Source organism: Leucobacter sp. MMO-125, assembly GCF_037148395.1.
Lineage (GTDB): Bacteria > Actinomycetota > Actinomycetes > Actinomycetales > Microbacteriaceae > Leucobacter.
The window spans coordinates 341,604-359,433 of the sequence record NZ_JBBCTL010000003.1 but is presented as its reverse complement, the minus strand read 5'-3'; the positions used below and the strand labels follow the sequence as shown (position 1 = coordinate 359,433).

The 17,830-nt window shown below is 67.2% G+C and carries 16 protein-coding genes; 7 read left to right on the top strand and 9 right to left on the bottom strand.

Annotated features, from left to right (window positions below):
• Position 1 precedes the first annotated feature (1 nt).
• Both WFI54_RS09320 and WFI54_RS09315 read left to right on the top strand, forming a co-directional pair.
• Positions 2-1,027: a cation diffusion facilitator family transporter gene (locus WFI54_RS09320; protein ID WP_336652516.1), complete on the top strand. Its 1,026-nt coding sequence runs from the start codon at positions 2-4 to the stop codon at positions 1,025-1,027.
• A gap of 94 nt (positions 1,028-1,121) precedes the next feature.
• Positions 1,122-1,769, top strand: coding sequence for an MIP/aquaporin family protein (locus WFI54_RS09315; RefSeq protein ID WP_336652515.1), 648 nt, complete (start codon positions 1,122-1,124; stop codon positions 1,767-1,769).
• Positions 1,770-1,902: 133 nt separating this feature from the next.
• Here the strand turns inward: WFI54_RS09315 and WFI54_RS09310 are convergent, their stop codons facing one another.
• The 6 genes from WFI54_RS09310 to WFI54_RS09285 all read right to left on the bottom strand — a co-directional run bounded on the left by WFI54_RS09310 (position 1,903) and on the right by WFI54_RS09285 (position 9,858).
• Positions 1,903-2,526, bottom strand: a complete 624-nt coding sequence (locus WFI54_RS09310) for a GNAT family N-acetyltransferase (RefSeq protein WP_336652514.1) — start codon at positions 2,524-2,526, stop codon at positions 1,903-1,905.
• Between the two features lie 16 nt (positions 2,527-2,542).
• Entirely contained in the window at positions 2,543-3,880 is a 1,338-nt protein-coding gene (locus WFI54_RS09305; protein WP_336652513.1) for a dihydrolipoamide acetyltransferase family protein, read from the bottom strand.
• A 28-nt stretch (positions 3,881-3,908) separates the two neighbouring features.
• Positions 3,909-4,910, bottom strand: a complete 1,002-nt coding sequence (locus WFI54_RS09300; RefSeq protein WP_336652512.1) for an alpha-ketoacid dehydrogenase subunit beta — start codon at positions 4,908-4,910, stop codon at positions 3,909-3,911.
• Positions 4,907-6,094, bottom strand: a complete 1,188-nt coding sequence (locus tag WFI54_RS09295) for a thiamine pyrophosphate-dependent enzyme (protein ID WP_336652511.1) — start codon at positions 6,092-6,094, stop codon at positions 4,907-4,909. Before WFI54_RS09295 ends, WFI54_RS09300 begins: the two co-directional genes overlap by 4 nt.
• Before the next feature lie 82 nt (positions 6,095-6,176).
• A complete protein-coding gene (locus tag WFI54_RS09290) occupies positions 6,177-7,280 on the bottom strand; it encodes a histidinol-phosphate transaminase (protein WP_336652510.1) in 1,104 nt (367 codons plus the stop codon).
• A 100-nt stretch (positions 7,281-7,380) separates the two neighbouring features.
• Complete coding sequence (locus WFI54_RS09285) at positions 7,381-9,858, bottom strand: hypothetical protein (protein ID WP_336652509.1); 2,478 nt, start codon at positions 9,856-9,858, stop codon at positions 7,381-7,383.
• A 292-nt stretch (positions 9,859-10,150) separates the two neighbouring features.
• Between WFI54_RS09285 and WFI54_RS09280 the strand changes: the two genes are divergently transcribed.
• The 5 genes from WFI54_RS09280 to WFI54_RS09260 all read left to right on the top strand — a co-directional run bounded on the left by WFI54_RS09280 (position 10,151) and on the right by WFI54_RS09260 (position 14,770).
• Positions 10,151-10,561: a phage holin family protein gene (locus WFI54_RS09280; RefSeq protein WP_336652508.1), complete on the top strand. Its 411-nt coding sequence runs from the start codon at positions 10,151-10,153 to the stop codon at positions 10,559-10,561.
• A gap of 151 nt (positions 10,562-10,712) precedes the next feature.
• Positions 10,713-12,098, top strand: a complete 1,386-nt coding sequence (gene purB / locus WFI54_RS09275) for an adenylosuccinate lyase (RefSeq protein ID WP_336652507.1) — start codon at positions 10,713-10,715, stop codon at positions 12,096-12,098.
• Between the two features lie 232 nt (positions 12,099-12,330).
• Positions 12,331-13,185, top strand: coding sequence for a siderophore-interacting protein (locus WFI54_RS09270; protein WP_336652506.1), 855 nt, complete (start codon positions 12,331-12,333; stop codon positions 13,183-13,185).
• Between the two features lie 257 nt (positions 13,186-13,442).
• Positions 13,443-14,279 (top strand): LssY C-terminal domain-containing protein, encoded by an 837-nt coding sequence (locus tag WFI54_RS09265; RefSeq protein ID WP_336652505.1) that lies wholly within the window; start codon positions 13,443-13,445, stop codon positions 14,277-14,279.
• Positions 14,276-14,770, top strand: coding sequence for a hypothetical protein (locus tag WFI54_RS09260; protein WP_336652504.1), 495 nt, complete (start codon positions 14,276-14,278; stop codon positions 14,768-14,770). Before WFI54_RS09265 ends, WFI54_RS09260 begins: the two co-directional genes overlap by 4 nt.
• 66 nt (positions 14,771-14,836) lie before the next feature.
• Here WFI54_RS09260 and WFI54_RS09255 read toward each other — a convergent pair whose 3' ends face one another.
• From WFI54_RS09255 to dnaB, 3 genes are all read right to left on the bottom strand, one after another.
• A complete protein-coding gene (locus tag WFI54_RS09255) occupies positions 14,837-15,124 on the bottom strand; it encodes an ABC transporter ATP-binding protein (RefSeq protein ID WP_336652503.1) in 288 nt (95 codons plus the stop codon).
• A gap of 29 nt (positions 15,125-15,153) precedes the next feature.
• On the bottom strand, positions 15,154-15,735 hold the full coding sequence (locus WFI54_RS09250; protein ID WP_336652502.1) for a hypothetical protein: 582 nt from the start codon (positions 15,733-15,735) through the stop codon (positions 15,154-15,156).
• 219 nt (positions 15,736-15,954) lie between these two features.
• Positions 15,955-17,331 carry a replicative DNA helicase gene (gene dnaB / locus WFI54_RS09245; protein ID WP_336652501.1) on the bottom strand — a complete coding sequence of 459 codons (1,377 nt, stop codon included), beginning with the start codon at positions 17,329-17,331 and terminating at the stop codon, positions 15,955-15,957.
• Between the last annotated feature and the right edge of the window lie 499 nt (positions 17,332-17,830).

The window sequence follows — 17,830 nt, the reverse complement described above, 5'->3', positions numbered from 1 at the left end:
TATGGGAGAAGCGATGCAGGACGAGTGCGAGCCCGAGTTCAGCGCCGGGCACCCTGAGCGGCCCGATGCCGCCGATGGGGGCGGCCACGGCCACTCCCATGACCACGGAATCGGCAGCGGATCCGCCTCTCCGGGCACCGCAGCTGCGAAGCATCGCAAGCGGCTGATCCTCGTGCTCTCGATCACCCTCGGCGTGTTCGTCGTGCAGGTGGTGGGCGCGTTCATCTCGAACTCGCTGTCGCTGCTGGCCGACGCGGGGCACATGCTCACCGACGCGACCGGCGTCGCGATTGCGCTCATCGCGAGCCTCATCGCCGGGCTGCCCGCGACCTCGAAGCGCACCTTCGGCTATCTGCGCGTCGAGGTGCTCGCCGCGCTCGTCAACGGCATCGTGCTGGGGGTGATCGCGGTGGTCATCCTGGTGCAGGCGATTTCGCGCTTCGGCGCGGAGGTCGAGGTGCACTCAGGGCCCATGCTCGTGGCGGCGGTGATCGGTGCCCTCGCAAACCTGGTGTCGCTGCTGATTCTGCAGGCCGGGCAGAAGGAGAGCCTCAACGTGCGGGGCGCCTACCTCGAAGTGCTGGGCGATCTGCTCGGTTCTGTTGCGGTGATCATTGCCGGTGTGATCATCATGCTCACCGGCTGGAACACCGTCGACCAGATCGCGTCGATCCTCATCGCACTACTCATCTTCCCGCGCGCGATCAGTCTGCTACGCGATGTGGTCGATGTGCTGCTCGAGGCGTCCCCCAAGAACATTGATGTCGACGCCGCCCGCGACCACATGCTCGCCGTGCCCGGCGTCACCGAGGTGCACGATGTGCACGCGTGGACGATCACCTCGGGGGTGCCGGCGTTCTCAGCGCACGTCACCGTCTCTGATGCGGCATGGAGCGAGCGCGACTACCACGCAATTCTCGACGAGCTGCGGGCGTGCCTGCACGAGCACTTCGACACCTCGCACGTCACCCTGCAACTCGAACCCGCAAGCCACAGCCCCGGCGAGCCGCGGCAGCTGCATGCCTAGTGCGGGGCCTGTCGACAGTGCCCGAGCGCGGCCACAGCTTTGAGATAATCAAGGGCAAGCATGTCTTCCAACAGCTCTAAGAAAGTGAGTCGAAATGACCGGTACCGTGCGTAACGCGGTTGCTGAAGCCCTCGCGACCCTCCTGTTCGTCTTCTCGATCGTTGGCGCGATCAACAACGCGGGCGATTTCACGCCCCTCGTGATCGGCTTCACGCTGATGGTGCTGGTCTACGCGACGGGTCACCTCTCGGGTGCCCACCTCAACCCGGCCGTGTCGCTCGGTGCCCTGCTGCGCGGTGCCATGACCCTCGGCGACTTCATCGCCTACATCGTCGCCCAGTTCATCGGCGGCGCGCTCGGCGCCCTGCTCGCGACCGCCCTGTGGCCCCGTGCTGCAGCGCCCGTCGAGATCGAAACCGGCCCGGCATTCCTCGCTGAGGCCGTGCTCACCTTCGTGCTCGTCTACGTGGTGCTGAACGTCGCCACCTCGAAGGATCACGCAGGCAACTCCTTCTACGGCCTCGCCATCGGCACCACCGTGTTCGTGGGCGCCTCGATCGTCGGCCCGATCTCCGGCGGCGGCTTCAACCCGGCTGTGGCCCTCGGCCTCGCCGTGCACGGCGACTTCGCATGGGGCAACCTGTGGCTCTACATCGTGGCCCCGCTCGTCGGCGCAGCGCTCGCAGCGCTCGCGTTCCGCGCGCTCAATACGCACGACAAGCTGCAGGCCAGCGCGGCCTGATCCGCTGCACACGCACGAAGGGCGCCCCGGCTCACCGGCCGGGGCGCCCTTCGGCGTTCTCGAGGCCTGGCAGTCTCAGCGAGTTCAGCGGCCCCGGGCTCAGCGGCGATGCCTGCACCCGGTCGCAGCGGGCTCAGCCGAGGCGAAAGCCGCCCGGTGCCTCCCCCAGATGCCGCGCCACACGATGCTCGAGCCCGAGGCGCACGCCCGGCCACTCGGGTTGCGTGATCGAGAACACGACCGTGTCGCGCAGGTAGCCGGCCGGTTCCCGCAGGTGCGCGCGCAGAATCCCGTCCTGCCGCGCCCCGAGCCGGGCGATCGCGTCGCGCGACTGCTGGTTGTGGAAGCCGGTGCGGAACTCGACGGCAGGGCACCCCCACACTTCGAAGGCGTGCGCGAGCAGCAGCAGCTTCGACTCCGGGTTCGTTCCGGTGCCGTGAGCGCTCTCGGCGTTCCACGTCGACCCGATCTCGACGCGCGGTGTGGTGGCGTCGATGTGCATGAAGGTGGTCATGCCGATGACACGGCCGGTGTCGGTGCGGCGCGCGGTGAAGGGCAGCATGGAGCCCTGCCGCTGCAGCTCCAGCCGACGCTGAATCTCGGCGGCCATGCCGTCCGGGGAGGGCACGCGCGCGTACCAGCGCCGCCACATCTCGCCGTCGCGCACCGCCTCGACAAGCTCGTCGTGGTGCTCGGCGGCGAGCGGTTCGAGCGTGACGAGCTTGCCCAGCAGAGTGCCGGGGTGGTCGAGGGTCATCGGGGTCTCCCGTCGGTCAGTCGAGCAGCAGCGCGGGCTCCTCGAGCACGGAGGCCACATCGGCGACGAAGCGCGAGATCACGTCACCGTCGACAATGCGGTGGTCGAAGGAACCGCCCACGGTGGTGACCATGCGGGGCCGCACCTCACCGTCGACCACCCACGGCTTCTGCTTGATGGTGCCCATCGCCATGATGGCGCACTCGCCGGGGTTGAGGATGGGGGTGCCGAAATCCATGCCGAAAACACCAATGTTGGTGATAGTGATGGTGCCGTTCTGCATTTCGGCCGGCTGCGTGCGGCCCTCACGCGCGGTGAGGGTGAGCTGCTCGATGGCTTTCGCGAGGTCGAGCAGGCTGAGTTCTTGCGCGTCCTTGATGTTGGGCACCACAAGACCGCGCGGTGTGGCCGCGGCGATACCGAGGTTCACGAAGTTGTGACGGATGATCTCGGTGTCGGTGAAGGTCGAGTTGATCTCGGGATTGCGGCGGATCGCCCAGAGCATCGCCTTCGCGAAGATGAGCAGCGGTGACACTTTGACCCCGGCGAAGTCGGTGGAGTTCTTGAGTCGCTTCACGAACTCCATGGTGCGGGTGGCGTCGACGTCGGTGAAGACGCCCACGTGGGGGGCCTCCGTCGAGCTGGTCACCATCGCCTTCGCGATCTGCTTGCGCATGCCCTTCAGGGGGATGCGCTCTTCACGCGCTTCGGACACCTCGGGGGTGGAGATGTTGCGGAAGAGGCTGGCCTGGGTGGCGTGCCGTACGACGTCGTCACGCAGGATCTCTCCGGCGATCCCGGTGCCGGCGACCTGTGCGAGATCGACGCCGAGGTCTTTGGCGAGCTTTCTGATGGGAGGCTTCGCGATGATCGGGCTGGCCTCGGCGACGGGGATCGGCGCCTGCGCTCGGGGCGATCCGTGCAACAGCGGCTCGCCGCCGCGACGACGGCGCGACTTCACGGTGCCGCCGGTGCCGTAGCCGACGAGCACGGCTCCGCCGCCCTCTTCGTGCTCGACGCTGGCGGCGGTATCTGCGACTGCTGTGCGGGTTTCTTCGTCGGCGAGCGCCGTCTCAGCACCGGGTGCCGGAGCGGTTTCGGCCCCGTCGGTGGCCGCGGTGGTGACTCGCAGGATCGGCTCTCCCACAGGAACCGTCTGCCCAACCTCGGCGAGCAGTTCGGTGACCGTGCCTGTGAACGGCGAGGGAAGTTCGACGAGCGACTTCGCGGTCTCGATCTCACAGATGACCTGGTTGAGTTCGACAGTGTCGCCGGGTGCGACGTGCCAGGTGACAATCTCCGCCTCGGTCAGGCCTTCTCCCACGTCGGGAAGCGGGAACGTCATCTCGCTCATGGTTGCTCCTGGGATTGGATCGGAAGTTCTAGTAGTGCATGGTGCGGTCGACGGCTTCGAGCACCCGGTCGGCGTCGGGCAGATAGAGCGATTCGATGGCCGCTGCGGGGAAGGGCACGTCGTAGCCGGAGACGCGCAACACGGGGGCCTGCAGGGAGTAGAACGCGCGCTCGGCGACCGTTGCGGCGATCTCACTGCCGACGCTGGCGTTGCCCACGGCTTCCTGCGCGACGACCAGACGCCCGGTCTTGCGCACGGAGGCGAGCAGCGGCTCGTAGTCGATCGGGGAAACGCTGCGGAGGTCGACCACTTCGAGGCTGGTGCCCTCGGACTGCGCAACCTCGGCGGCCTGCAGCAGTGTCGTCACCATGGCGCCGTAGCCGACGACGGTGCAGTCGGTGCCGCTGCGTGCGATGCGGGTCTGGTGGAGCCCCGCAGTCGGTTCGGCAGGATCCACCTCCCCCTTCTGCCAGTACTTCGCCTTGGGTTCGAAGAACAGCACCGGATCGTTCGAGGCGATCGCCTGTTGAATCATCCAGTAGGCGTCGTTGGGAGTCGACGGTGCGACAACGCGCAGGCCCGGGGTGTGTGCGAAGTATGCCTCGGGGCTCTCTTCGTGGTGCTCGATGGAGTTGATGTGTCCGCCGTAGGGCACGCGGATCACCACGGGCATGTCGACCTTGCCGTCGTGGCGAGCACGGATCTTCGCGAGCTGGGTGACGATCTGGTTGAAGGCGGGGAAGATGAAGCCGTCGAACTGGATCTCAATGACGGGGCGGTAGCCGCGCATTGCGAGACCGATCGCGCTGCCGACGATGCCGGCTTCGGCGAGCGGAGTGTCGAGCACGCGGGCCGAACCGAAGTCTGCCTGCAGTTTGTCGGTGACTCGGAACACGCCGCCCAGCGGGCCGATGTCCTCGCCCATGAGCAGCACGCGCTCGTCGGCGACCATAGCCGTGCGCAGCCCCTCGTTGATGGCGCGGGCGAGCGGCAGGGTGGTGCGCTCGGTGAGTGTGGTGACGGGGCTCACTGCTCCGCTCCTTCCGCGAACGACGCTTCGTAGCGTGCGAGCCAGGCCCGCTGCTCTTCGATGCGGGGGTGGGGCTCGGCGTAGACGTGGGCGAACATCGAGTCGACTTCGGGCGCGGGGAGGCTGAGGATCCCGTCACGCACACGCTTGGCTTCGCGATCTGCGGTCTCGCGCACCTCTGCGAAGAAGGCGTCGTCGACGCCGAGGGAGCGCAGATGCTGCTCGAGGCGCACGATCGGGTCGCGCTGCTGCCACTCTTCAAGCTCGCCGTCTGGCCGGTAGCGGGTGGGGTCGTCGGCGGTGGTGTGGGCGCCGATGCGGTAGGTGAGCGCTTCGATGTAGCCGGGGCCCTGGCCTTCGCGGGCGAGGCGCAGGAAGCGTCGACCCACCGCGTAGGCAGCGAGCGGGTCGTTGCCGTCGATCTGCACGGCACGCAGCCCGAAACCCAGTGCGCGGCGGTAGAGCGGGGTGCGCGATTGACGGGTGACGGGCACCGAGATGGCCCAGCCGTTGTTCTGCACCACGAAGACCTCAGGAGTCTGGTAGCTGGCGGCGAAGATCATCGCTTCGTTGGGGTCGCCCTGGCTCGAGGTGCCGTCGCCGTAGAAGACCATGGTGGCTTCGCCGGTTGCGGTGCCCGGCTCACCGGCGTCCATGCTCGTGTCGCCGGCCCTGCGTTTGGCGTCGAGCAGCTGTGCGAGGGCGTTGCCGGTGGCGTGCTGGGTCTGCGCGCCGAGCACGAGCGTGTAGAGGTGGAAGTTGCCGTGGGCGGGGTCGGTGACGTCCCAGCCGCCGTGGGTGAGACCGCGGAACTGTGCGGCGATCTGCAGGAAGCTGACACCGCGGATCAGCGCGACGGCGTGCTCCCGGTAGGCGGGGAAGATGTGGTCTTGCGGCTCGGCGGCACGGGCGAGGCCCACCTGGCAGCCTTCCTGTCCGACGCTTGGCACCCAGAGCGCGAGCTGGCCCTGCCGTTGCAGGTGGGTGCACTCGGTGTCGTAGGCGCGGGTGGAAACCATGTCGCGGTACCACTGCTTGAATTCGTCGATCCCGACGGCTGCGAGCTCGTCGGCGAACTCGGCTGCGGTGGCCGAGGGCGCGTAGGCGCCCGCCTCGTCGAGGAAGCGGATCGGCTCGGGATCCGCCCCACCGTGCAGCGGGCCGTAAGTCGTCTGTTCGCTCATCCTGACCCAGTGTAATGAGCACCCCCGTCACCGCGCGGATATATCGCGGGGTGGGCGGATCGGGGGGTGCGAGTCAGAAGGGTCAGTCGGCGGCGAGGAACGCGCTCACCACGCGCAGCACCTCAGGGATGCTCTCGGCTTCGCCCACCGAGATGCGCAGGCCGTGGCCTGCGACCGGGCGCACGAGGGTGCCGGCATCGGCGAAGGCATCGGCGAGCGCCTGGGCGTTCGCGACACCGCCGCGGTCTCGCCCCTCGGGCAGCCACACGAAGTTGCCCTGCGCTTCGGGCACGGCGATCCCGAGCTCGCGCAGTCCGGCGGCGAGCGCGTCGCGTCGTCGCGAGATTTCTGCGACCCGTTCGGCGTGCGCCTCGCGGGCTGCGGGGGTGAGCGAGGCCAGCGCCGCGCTCTCGGCGACGCCGGTGACTGAGAGGGGGATCCCCACGCTTGCGGCGGCCGACAGGATCGCCGGGTGCCCGACGCCGTAGCCGATGCGCAGCGCGGCGAGCCCGTATGCCTTCGAGAAGGTGCGCAGCACGACGAGGTTGGAGTGGGCGCGCAGCACGTCCTCACCGCGCACGGCGTCGGGGGCGTCGACGAACTCCCGGTAGGCCTCGTCGAGCACCACGAGGGTGTCGGCGGGCACCCGCGTCATAAAGGCGTCGAAGTCTGCGCGGCGGATCGCGGGGCCGGTGGGGTTGTTGGGGGTGCAGAGCAGAATCACGCGGGTGCGGTCGGTGATCGCGTCGGCGAGCGCGTCGAGGTCGTGTTCGGCGCTGGCGGTCAGCGGCACTCCTACGCCGGTGGCGCCTGAGGCGAGGCCGAGCGAGGGGTAGGCCTCGAAACTGGGCCAGGCGTAGAGGTATTCGTCGCCGGGGCCGGCGGCCGCCTGCACGAGCTGGTAGAGAATTGCGACCGATCCGGCGGCGAGGTGCACGTGGTCGAGGCTGACCCCGAACTCGCCGGCGAGGGCGGCGCGCAGCTCGGGCATGGCCGCCGCCGCGTAACGGTTGATCTCGCCCGCGCGCTGCGCCACCGCTTCGAGCACTCCCGGCAGGGGTGCGAAGGGGTTCTCGTTGCTCGACAGTTTGAAGCCCGGCTTCGTGGGCGCCGCGCCCTGCCGGTAGGCGGGGGTGGCGAGCACGTCGGGGCGGATGCGAACGGGAGGCGCGGCGGTTTCGCTCATGAATCGCCATTCTAGTGAGGGAGCGCGGGGGGGCCGCCGTGGGGGCGGCCGCCCCGCGTGGGGTTGGCTGTGTGGGGCCGTGAGCGGATCGCGTCGCTGGCTACCAGCCGCCGACGTTGATCTCGGTGATCTTGGGTTTGCCCTTCTCGAACTCGATCTCGCCTCTGACGGTGACGTCGGACTCGCGCAGGCTGGGTTCCTTGATCCAGCTCGACGGATTCTGGCGCACGGCGATCTTGCCTTCGAGGGAGGTGAAGTGCGTCAGCGAGATGTCTTCGAAGCCCTCGGGCTGCTGCACCACCTTCATCTCAGCAAGGTCGGTGTCCTGCGTCACGTACGGGCACGCATCATCCATGTTCGTGGGAATCGTCACGCACTGAGTGATTCGCTGCTGCACCTGCTGTAGAACCTCCGCCTCGAATTTCGCACTGGGTTTGACGGTCACCTCGGCGACTGCGGGCTCGGCCTCATGGCCGACCGCGGCGCGCAGCTGCTCCGTCGATGACTGCAGATACTCATTCGTGGGGGTGGTGACGGTGTACACGCCGGGGTAGACGTACACCTCACGGCTTGCCGATCCGCCATATTCGTTGCGTTCCAGAGGCACTTCGCTCGTTCCGAGCGTAAGCGACGTCGCTTCGGGGCCCGTGAGCGTCGCCGAGACGAGCAGCGGCTCCCGCAACTCCCAGGTGTCGAGCACCAGATACTCCTTGGGGCCCTGCTCGACAAGCAACTCCGCTTCGAATCTCTCACCGTCGAGCGCGTAGGTGACATGCACGTTCGCCGTACCCTCCGCACGCGAGGTCGTCTCGACTCGGACCACCTCGATCCGCTGCTCGGCAGCTCCCAGCACCTCATCGGTGAGCAGTGCGCGGTCGCTGGTCTGAAGGCCGGGATCGATGAGTCGCGTCGCTTCGTCGGCTTTGCCTGCTTCGAGCAGCTGCAGATACTGGCTCACCATCGCTGCGGGGTCGCGGCTCTGGTTCACGATGGCCACCGTCGCGGCGCTGGCGATCGCGAGCACTGCCAGCACACCAGCCACCGAGAGCGACACGATGAGACGCTCGCGCGCTTTGTGTGACATCGGCTTCGGTGGTGCCAGCACTGGATGGGGTGCGGCCCCCGGCGCATCGGCTGCCGCATCATGCGGCTGCGATGCCGGTGCCCCCGCGCCGACAGGAGGCGTGTACCAGGCCTGAGGGTTCTGCTCGGCCGGGCTCGGCTGCTGCGGGTGCTGTGCCTGCGGGTTCGACGCTGCCGGCGCAGGGAAAGCTGCCGACGGAGCGGCGGGTGCAGGCACCCGGCTGCCGTGCAGCCAGAGCTGCGCGGCTCGGCGCCCACCCAGGACGGCGAGGAGTGCAGGGTTAATGCGGAAGAGCACCAGCGGGATGAACTCTGCGCCGACGGACGCCACCCCCGTGGCGATTCCCGCCAAGAACGGTGACGGCCAGCTCAGGCCCACAGAGCCCACCAGGCCCAGCTGCATCGCGGCCGACACTTCGCCGTCGACGTGCACGCCGACGATGCCGAGCGCCAGCGCACACCACCCCCCGAACACCACGAGCGGCATCTGCCAGACCCGCCGCCACTCGGGGCGATCCGTGCGGGGCCTGCGCACTCCCACAACTATCGATGCCACGACGATCACCACCACAGCGAACACAGGAAGCCACGCTCCGTGCCCGTCTGGCACGTCGAACACCGTCACACTCATGCTGCCCGCGCTGCTGGTGCCCGCGGTGAGGCCGCCGAACTGCCCGAGCGCTGCCGCCGCGACGGCGAAATTGCCGAGCAGCACGGAGCCTGCCAGCACCGGTGCCCCGTTGCCGACGTGCACACTGGCGATCACCAGCACCACGAGCGCCACCGCTGCGAAGACGACGCCCTGCACGGTCAGGTAGCAGGCGGCTTCACGCAGCGAGGCCGCCCAGCCCCGGGCGAATGCGCCCACAGCGCGGCCCTGCAGGAGTGCGCGCGTCAGCCAGAGGGTGGCTGCCACGGCGAAGAACACCGTGAGGAAGACGAGCGGCGCCTGGGTGCGCACAGCGATGCCACCGAAGTACGCGGAGCCGCCGAACGACGCGAATCCAGTGATGGCCGCCAAGAACGCAGCAACCAGCCCACCTTCGACGGCGGCCCGACAGGCCTCTGCGGCCACCGAGGGCGCCGGGATCCGCTGATAACGCATGCGCAGACCGGCGACGAGCGCAACGCCTGCGATGAGCAGCGCATAGATGCCGAATGGGATCACCCGCGCGGAGACGACACCGCTCGCCGCGAACAGACCGGCGTTCACCTCGGCATCGATCGCGATGCCGCCGCCGAGCAGGGCACCGAGCAGCACGAGAAAGCCCGCGATGACCTGCCCGAAGTCGATGCTCAGCACATCTTCCGCTCCCCCGCTGCCGGAGCCCTCGCTCAACGCGACGGCGAAGACCGCGGAGAAAAGGAGGCCCGCGCCGAACAGGCCCGCAGCGAACACGGCACCCGCAACCCAGGCGAGGGTGATCGCGCCGCTCGCCGAGAAAATGGTGCGAACATAGGCTGCGGCTGGGGAGCCCGGCGGTGCGGAGGGCACCGAGGGTGCGGGGGCCGGCTGGTGACCGTTGGAGCCCGGCGCGGGTTGACTCGGGGCGGGATTCGCCTGTTGCAGGTGTGGTTCAAGTGGTTCCAAGACGGCACGACTCCGGGGTTCGAGGGCAGGTCTCCTCGGCTTCGGTATGACCGGGGAAACACTCAGAATGCACCAGGATACTGCCTCGCGCCACCACTGCAGAACGGGTGCACAAACCAAGGAAAAGCGATGGAGTATCTGTGCTTCACTTGCAAGGGGCCCCCGGACACTCAGCCGCGGCTGTCAGACTGGGTGCATGCGTACCGTCATCCGCGTGCTCGTCAGCGCTTTCGCACTGTGGCTCACCACGCTCATTGTGGGCGGCGACGGCCCTCACGGGGTGTGGATCGAGGCGATCAGCGATGATGACTATGCCCCGATCGTCACGCTGCTGCTGGTCGCGCTCGTGTTCGGGCTCGTGAACGGCACGCTCGGCAAGGTGGTGCGCTTCGTCTCCATTCCGCTGTACATTCTGACGCTCGGCCTGTTCGGCCTCATCGTGAACGGCATCTTGTTCGCGGTGGTCGCGTGGCTTTCTGATCTCGCCGGCTTCGGGTTGCGGATCGAGTCATTCTGGTGGGGTGTGCTCGCCGCGCTCGTGATGTCGGTTCTGTCGGGGATCATGAATGCCCTGCTCGGCACCAATCGGAAGCGCGGCCGGGGCTAGACCCCCTGGCCAGAATGTTCTTTCGCGCGCATAGGAACACCGATGCTCTCAGGCGGCAAAGGTGGAGCGTGCAAGCGATGGCGGATCCGCCACCCCACCCGCGTGGGAGAATGGATTTTGGCCCGCGATCCCGAACCACCGAGAGGCACCCATGACTCCGCTTCCCCCGCAGCCCATCAGCCCCCTCGACGGCCGTTACCGCGCCGCGGTCGCAGGTCTCGGCGACACTCTTTCCGAAGCGGGGCTCAACAAGGCCCGGGTGCATGTCGAGGTTGAGTGGCTGGCCTATCTCACTGAGCATTCACTGCTGGGTGCGACACCTCTGCCCACTGCCGATCTGCAGGCGTTGCGCGATTGGGCTGCAAATTTCGGTCAGGCCGAGATCGACATGCTCGCCGAGACTGAGCGCACCACTCAGCATGATGTGAAGGCTGTCGAGTATCTCGTGCGCGGCAAGCTTGACGAGCTCGATCTGGGTCGTCTCGCCGAGCTCACCCATGTGTGCTGCACGAGCGAAGACATCAACAATCTTTCGTACGCCCTCACCGTGAAGCAGGCGATCGCCGATGTGTGGCGCCCGAAGTTCGAGTCGGTCATCGTTGAGATCGCGCGCCAGGCCGAGCAGTACCGCGAGCTGCCTATGATGAGTCGCACTCACGGTCAGCCGGCAACACCCACGACGCTCGGCAAGGAGCTTGCGGTGTTCGTGCACCGTCTGGAGCGGCAGCTCAATCAGATCGACGATGTCGAGTATCTCGGCAAGTTCTCGGGTGCTACCGGCACGTTCGCGGCGCATCTCGCGGCGGATCCCGACACTGATTGGGCGCAGGTGTCGCAGGAGTTCGTGGAGGGTCTGGGGCTCGATTGGAACCCGCTCACCACCCAGATCGAGTCGCACGATTGGCAGGCCGAGCTGTACACGCGCATCGCGCACGCCAACCGGATTCTGCACAATCTCGCCACCGATATTTGGAGCTACATCTCCATCGGCTACTTCCGTCAGATCCCGGTGGCCGGCGCGACGGGCTCGTCGACGATGCCGCACAAGGTCAATCCGATCCGCTTCGAGAATGCTGAGGCGAATCTCGAACTGTCGAACGCGATTCTCGATTCGCTGGCTGCGACGCTGGTGACCAGCCGCTGGCAGCGCGACCTCACCGATTCGTCGGCGCAGCGCAATATTGGTGTCGGTCTCGGCCATTCGGTGTTGGCGCTCGACAACATCCTCAAGGGGCTCGGCCAGATCGATGCCGCCCCCGAGGTGCTCGCGGCGGATCTCGACGCGAACTGGGAGGTGCTGGGTGAGGCGATCCAGACCGTGATTCGCGCTGAGGTGACGGCGGGTCGGTCGACGATCAAGGATCCGTACGCGGCACTCAAGGAGCTCACCCGCGGCCGCCGGATCGGCCAGGCTGAGCTCGTCGAGTTCGTAGAGGATCTGGAGATCGGCGAGGCAGCCAAGCAGCGCCTACTTGCGTTGACCCCCGCCACCTATGTGGGTGATGCGGCGCGACTGCTCGACTACCTGCAGCGGTAGGCGGGGCGGATCCGCGCGATCCTACGGCTCCGACTGATCCGCGCGCCGCGCGCGTGAGTGCCTCCGTCTTGTGGCGGGGGCACTCGTCGTTTCGCCCTCGTGTGCAGTGCGCGATCGCATCTGAACGCAGCAGACGCGATAGCAACTTTGGGGCTCATCGGGATGGCCTGCGTTCTCTTGCCGCTTCGCGCCGAACTATGCCAGAGTGGAAACATCCGATGAAAGGACCGCTGTGACAGAGAATCTGCCGGCCGCCACTCGCTTCGCCCGCCAGCGGGTGCGTCACCGCTTCACCGCACGCGAGGCCGTCGTGACGGCGGTGACCTCGCCGGGCGGGCCGTTCATCCGCGTCACCCTTTCAGGCCCCGAGCTGCACGACTTCGTTTCGGATGGCCCCGCGGATCACGCGCGGCTGTTCTTCCCGCATCCTCTGACCGGCGAGCTGGTCGCTCCGGCCCCGGTCGGGCCAGACGCCGACGGCATCGTGCGGCCCGAAGCACCGATGTTCCCCCGCGATTTCACGCCCCTGAACATGCGCACCGACCCCGATACCGGCCTGCGCGCCTTCGACGTCGACTTCCTGCAACACCCCGACCCCGGCCCCGCATCAGCGTGGGCGGCAGCCGCCGAGGCGGGCGACAAGATCGTCGTGGTGGGGCCCCGCGGGTCGGCGACGGCGCCGCAGGGTGCCGACAGGCTGCTGCTCATCGTCGACCCCTCCGCACTGCCCGCAGCTACCCGCTGGATCGCCTCGGTGCCCGCGCGCACCGAGGTCGAGGTTGTCGTCGACGCCTCCTCCGCCGATCTGGATTGGATCGAGCCCTACCTGCACGAGCACGGCGGCCGCGCCGTGACCGTCACCGAGGCCTTCGGCTCCCTCGCCGACGCGGCGACGGATGCCGGCATCGATGACGGCACCTTCCTCTTCGCAGCTGGCGAGGCAACCAGACTCATCCCGCTGCGCCGCCTCGTAAAGTACGAGTACGGTCTCCCCCGCGAGCAGTTCGCCCTCAGCGGCTACTGGAAGCGCGGCATGGTCAATTTCGATCACCACGCCCCCATCGACCCTGAGGATCCCGAGGACTGAGCGGCGGCGCTGGTAGGCGGTGCCGGTGGTCTGCGGTGCGGATCGGCGGGGCCGTTCGACGGCGCGGACCCGCCCCGCGTGACTAGGGCGTGTCTCGTGGGTCGTTGCCGTTGCGAGCAGCGCCTGGGAGGGGTGTCTCGCAAGGCGGAGGAGGACGGTTTGCTGGTCGTAAATCTGACGACGACAACGCAGCGAGACGCCCAGAACAGGCGCGCGCAGTAGGCAAGGATCCGCGAGACACGCCCTAGCATGGTGCCATGGGCTCCGTGCAGCGCTCGCGCATCTCACTCACGGCCGTGCTCGACGAGTTCTTCTTCGTGTACGCCGGGATCGCGGCCGTCTGGTTGGCGTGGCTGACTCTCACCGAGAGCTTCAGCTTCGGCTGGTTCGGCGTGCTGTCGGTGATCGCTTTCTGGGTGCTGCTCGCCTACCTGGCGCTCCCCCGCGTGCACCGTATTCTCACCACGATCTACGTGCCCAACTACTTCATTGCTCGCACCCGCACCAGCGATGGCCTGCTGGGCGACCCCATCAATTTGTCGCTGCGCGGCAGCGAGCAGCAGTTGCATGAGGCGATGGAGCGTGCGGGTTGGACTCGCGCCGATCCTGTGACGCTGCGCTCCTCGTGGAACATCGTGGTGTCGACGGTCACACGCCGCAGCTACGACCGCGCACCGGTGAGCCCGCTGTTCTTGTTCGGGCGCATGCAGGATGTCGCCTATCAGCAGGAGGTGGCCGGCAATCCCGCGAAGCGCCACCACGTACGTTTTTGGCGCACCCCGGATGGGTGGCTGCTGCCGGGCGGGGCCCGGGTGGACTGGCTGGGCGCCGGCACCTTCGACCGCGCTGTGGGGTTTTCGCTGTTCACACTGCAGATCACCCACAAGATCGACGCCGATATCGATGTGGAACGGGATCATGTCGTTTCGACGGTGCTGGCCGCGAATGCGGCGGCGCGCGTCGAGATCCTCGCCGACTTTTCGACCGGCTATCACTCCCGGAACGGCGGGGGCGACACGATCCGCACCGATGGTGACTTGCCCGTAATCGATCTGAGCGATATCGACGTGACCGAGATTGGAGCGGCCTCGTGACCGATCGACACCGGAAGCGCGCGGCGCTCGAACCCGCGGTGAGCCTCTTTGAACGCGAGGCGGAGCTGGCACCGCCGAGTCGCAGGCCGCTCTCGGTTTCGGGTGGCACCGCCTTGGTTGTGGCTCGCGCAGCCGGCACTGCGCTGTGGAGCGTGTCTCTGCTGCGTGAGTGGGGATCGCTGCAGGGCGATCTCGACCTTGAGCCTGGCGAGTCAGGAGTGGTGCTGGGCGTGCTGCTGGGCGTGCAAGGGTTGTGGATGCTGCTGCTGCTCATGCTCGCCTCGATGGTCTGGCGGGGTGGCAACCGTGCGCGGCTGCTCGTGATGTTTGGGGCGACCGCGAGCATTACGGCATCAGCGGTGGCCTATTTCGCGACGGGCGAGGAGATCACAGTGCGCACCACGCTGCTCACGCTCGCACTCGACATTCTGATTCTGCTGGCACTTTCAAGCAGAGATGCGCGCGCCTGGACGCGCAGACGGCGCGACTGACGCGGGAGTCAGCTTTGCGGCTTCGGGGCCGCAATGAGGCCGGTGCGGATCGGGGCAGATGCCCGGTCAGTGCCAGTCGTCGCCCTGGGGGCGGTGCAGATCTTTTCGAGCTTCGAGATCTTCCCGGCTCGGCTTGCCACCGAGGCCGACGAGCGCCACCATCATCACGGAGACGATGAATCCCACGCCCAGGAAGATAAGCGCGAGCACCCAATCTCGGGTGGTCAAGAAGACCACAGCGCCGGCGAAGATGCCGAGCACTGCAGAGAAGCCGACGAGCTCGAGCGGCCGAAGGCGGTCACGGCGCGACGGGGTCACGGGATCCTGCGGTGCGGGCTCGTTGGGCTGAGTCATCGTCTGCTTTCAGGTAGGGAGCGTATGGGTCAGCCCGCGTTGACGGCGGTCTGCGTGGCGGTGTTCGCGCGGCGGGTATCGAAGGCTGAGATGCCGAGGAAGACGCCGTTGAGCACGGCGTAGGCGCCGAAGAAGCCGAGCACGGCCACGGGGTCTTCGCGCACGAGCAGTGTCAGCAGGGCGAGCAGCACACCGGTGGCACCGAGCAGGGTGGCATCTTGCCGGCTGCCGGGCTGCACTACTCCGCCGATGAACTCGAGCAGAGCGCTGACGAGCGACCAGGCGGCGATCAGCACCGCGAAGCCGACAGCGGAGGCCATGAACGGCACCGCGATCGCGGCGGCACCGGCGGTGAGGCCGAGCATGAGGGGCAGCGAGCTGGGGCTCGTCGCACGACGGGCGAACCATTCGATGAGGTGCGCGATGCCGATGCCCCCGAGGCTCGCCGCGGTGAGGCCCAGGTCGAAGCCCAGACGCTCGTGCATGGTCGCGCTGAACGCGATCGCGAGGCCGGCAATGATCAGCACAGCCACACGCACCAGTCGCACGGAGCGGGAGACCGCGACGTGCGGGGTCGTCGGCTCCGCAGCGCTCGGAACAGCAGCGGACATGACACCCCTTTCTTCGTCTGGCAGTCTATCGCGTCCTGCCGCGAGCTCGCTGAGGAGCCGCCCCGCCACCGCGACAAGTGCCAGCTCCGCAGACCAGACGCGCCTACGGCCGCGCTTCACCGCTTGCGGGATGCGCCCCCGGTGAACGGAACCCGCGCCTCAACGCGAGGTGGTCGGCCCTACCGCAGCGTATCTACGCTTGCGGGATGCGCCATCAATTCAGACGCCCTGCGGCATGTCTTGGAAGCGCGAGTAGTGGCCTTGGAAGGCAACAGTGACGGTGCCCGTGGGCCCGTTGCGCTGCTTGGCGAGGATGAAGTCGGCCTCGCCGGCGCGCGGGCTGTCGCGGTCGCCCACGGCTTCACGGTGCAGCAGGATGACCATGTCGGCGTCTTGCTCGAGCGAACCCGATTCTCGCAGGTCGCTGATGGCAGGCATTTTGTCGGCGCGCTGCTCGGAGGCACGGTTGAGCTGCGACAGCGCGATCACGGGCACGTCGAGCTCTTTGGAGAGTAGCTTGAGCGCTCGCGAGAACTCGCTGACCTCTTGCTGGCGGCTCTCCGACTTCTTGCCGCTCGACAGCAGCTGCAGGTAGTCGATGACCACCATGCGCAGACCGTGCTGCTGTTTAAGGCGGCGGCATTTCGCACGAATCTCGACGAGGGTGAGGTTGGGGCTGTCGTCGATGAAGAGGGGCGCTTCGGCAACCCTGGCTTGCGTTGCCGCGAGCTTTTGGAAGTCTCGGTTGTCGAGCGCACCCTTGCGGAGGGTCTGCATCGGGATCGAGGCTTCGGCGGCGAGCAGTCGCATGGCGATCTCGGCGCGCCCCATTTCGAGCGAAAAGAAGACGGTGGGGGCGCCCGCGTGCACTGAGGCGTTGCGTGCCACGTCCATCGCGAGCGTCGATTTACCCATGGCGGGTCGTGCCGCGATGATGATCATCTGCCCGCCGGCAAAGCCATTGGTCATCGCGTCGAGTTCGCTGAAGCCGGTGGGCACGCCCAGCATGCCGCCGGTGGCACTGTTCGCTTTGTTGATCTCTTCGAGGGCGGCGTCGACGGCGAGGTGCAGCGGCACATAGTCTTCGCCCTGCGCCTCACCGGTGACACCGTAGATCTCAGACTGGGCGACATTGACGAGGTCGATCGCTTCGCCCTCGCCGGCGTATCCCATTTGCACGATCCGGGTGCCGGCTTCGACCAGGCGGCGCAGCAGCGCCTTTTCGGCGACGATCTCGGCGTAGAAGCCGGCGTTCGCTGCGGTGGGGACGATGCTGGTGAGCGTGTGCAGATATTCGGCACCGCCGGCGCGCTGCAGCTCGCCCGCCTTGGTGAGTTCGTCAGTAACGGTGATGACGTCGGTGGGCTCGCCGCGTGAGTACAGCGAGAGCACGGCCTCGTAGATGACCTCGTGCTTGGGCACGTAGAGGTCGCTGCCTTTGAGCATGCCGGTGACGTCGGCGACGGCGTCTTTGGAGAGCAGCATGCCGCCGAGGGCGCTCTGCTCTGCGAGCAGGTCGTAGGGCGGGGTGCGCTCGTGGCCGCGCGGCTCGTCAGCCTCGAATGGATCTGAGATGCCCAGGTGTGCGATCGACACTCGACGACTCCTTTTGTGTTGTGCGGGTCTGTTACCAACTGATGAGACACCAGACCCCCGACATTCACGGTACGAGCGCCGCATGGGCGACTCAAGTGACCGCAAATCCTGCCTGTGGATAACTAGGTGAATAAGTTGCCGATTTAAGCCACATGTTTTCCACACCGCTGGGGACAACTTGTGGAGAAGATGTGGGATGGGGTGAAATACTACCGCTTGATCAGGTATTTAAACTTTCCACAGGGGAAAAGTTATTCAAGTTTCAGGTAGAACTTGAGGCTTCTGCGGCGCACCCACATGTGGACAACTAGCGGGAAAACCCGCCGCTGTCAAAGGTTTTCCGCAGCCCGCGCGCGCTGCGCCGTTCACCCAGCGGCCATCCCGCGGAAATCCGCGCTCAGAGCCGACCTGAGGCCCGCCAGGTGCCGATAGGCGACCGTCTGGCCCCAGAGGCACGCGGACGGATGTTGCGGGCCCACACGAGCCCGCAGCAACCGGA

Bases quoted from the DNA above. Each gene is read 5' to 3' on its own strand.
- WFI54_RS09310 (WP_336652514.1), bottom strand. From the start codon at position 2,526: ATGACCCTCGACCACCCCGGCACTCTGCTGGGCAAGCTCGTCACGCTC.
- WFI54_RS09255 (WP_336652503.1), bottom strand. From the start codon at position 15,124: ATGACTCAGCCCAACGAGCCCGCACCGCAGGATCCCGTGACCCCGTCG.
- purB (WP_336652507.1), top strand. From the start codon at position 10,713: ATGACTCCGCTTCCCCCGCAGCCCATCAGCCCCCTCGACGGCCGTTAC.
- WFI54_RS09305 (WP_336652513.1), bottom strand. From the start codon at position 3,880: ATGAGCGAGATGACGTTCCCGCTTCCCGACGTGGGAGAAGGCCTGACC.
- WFI54_RS09250 (WP_336652502.1), bottom strand. From the start codon at position 15,735: ATGTCCGCTGCTGTTCCGAGCGCTGCGGAGCCGACGACCCCGCACGTC.
- WFI54_RS09265 (WP_336652505.1), top strand. From the start codon at position 13,443: ATGGGCTCCGTGCAGCGCTCGCGCATCTCACTCACGGCCGTGCTCGAC.
- WFI54_RS09315 (WP_336652515.1), top strand. From the start codon at position 1,122: ATGACCGGTACCGTGCGTAACGCGGTTGCTGAAGCCCTCGCGACCCTC.
- WFI54_RS09280 (WP_336652508.1), top strand. From the start codon at position 10,151: ATGCGTACCGTCATCCGCGTGCTCGTCAGCGCTTTCGCACTGTGGCTC.
- WFI54_RS09290 (WP_336652510.1), bottom strand. From the start codon at position 7,280: ATGAGCGAAACCGCCGCGCCTCCCGTTCGCATCCGCCCCGACGTGCTC.
- WFI54_RS09320 (WP_336652516.1), top strand. From the start codon at position 2: ATGGGAGAAGCGATGCAGGACGAGTGCGAGCCCGAGTTCAGCGCCGGG.
- WFI54_RS09295 (WP_336652511.1), bottom strand. From the start codon at position 6,094: ATGAGCGAACAGACGACTTACGGCCCGCTGCACGGTGGGGCGGATCCC.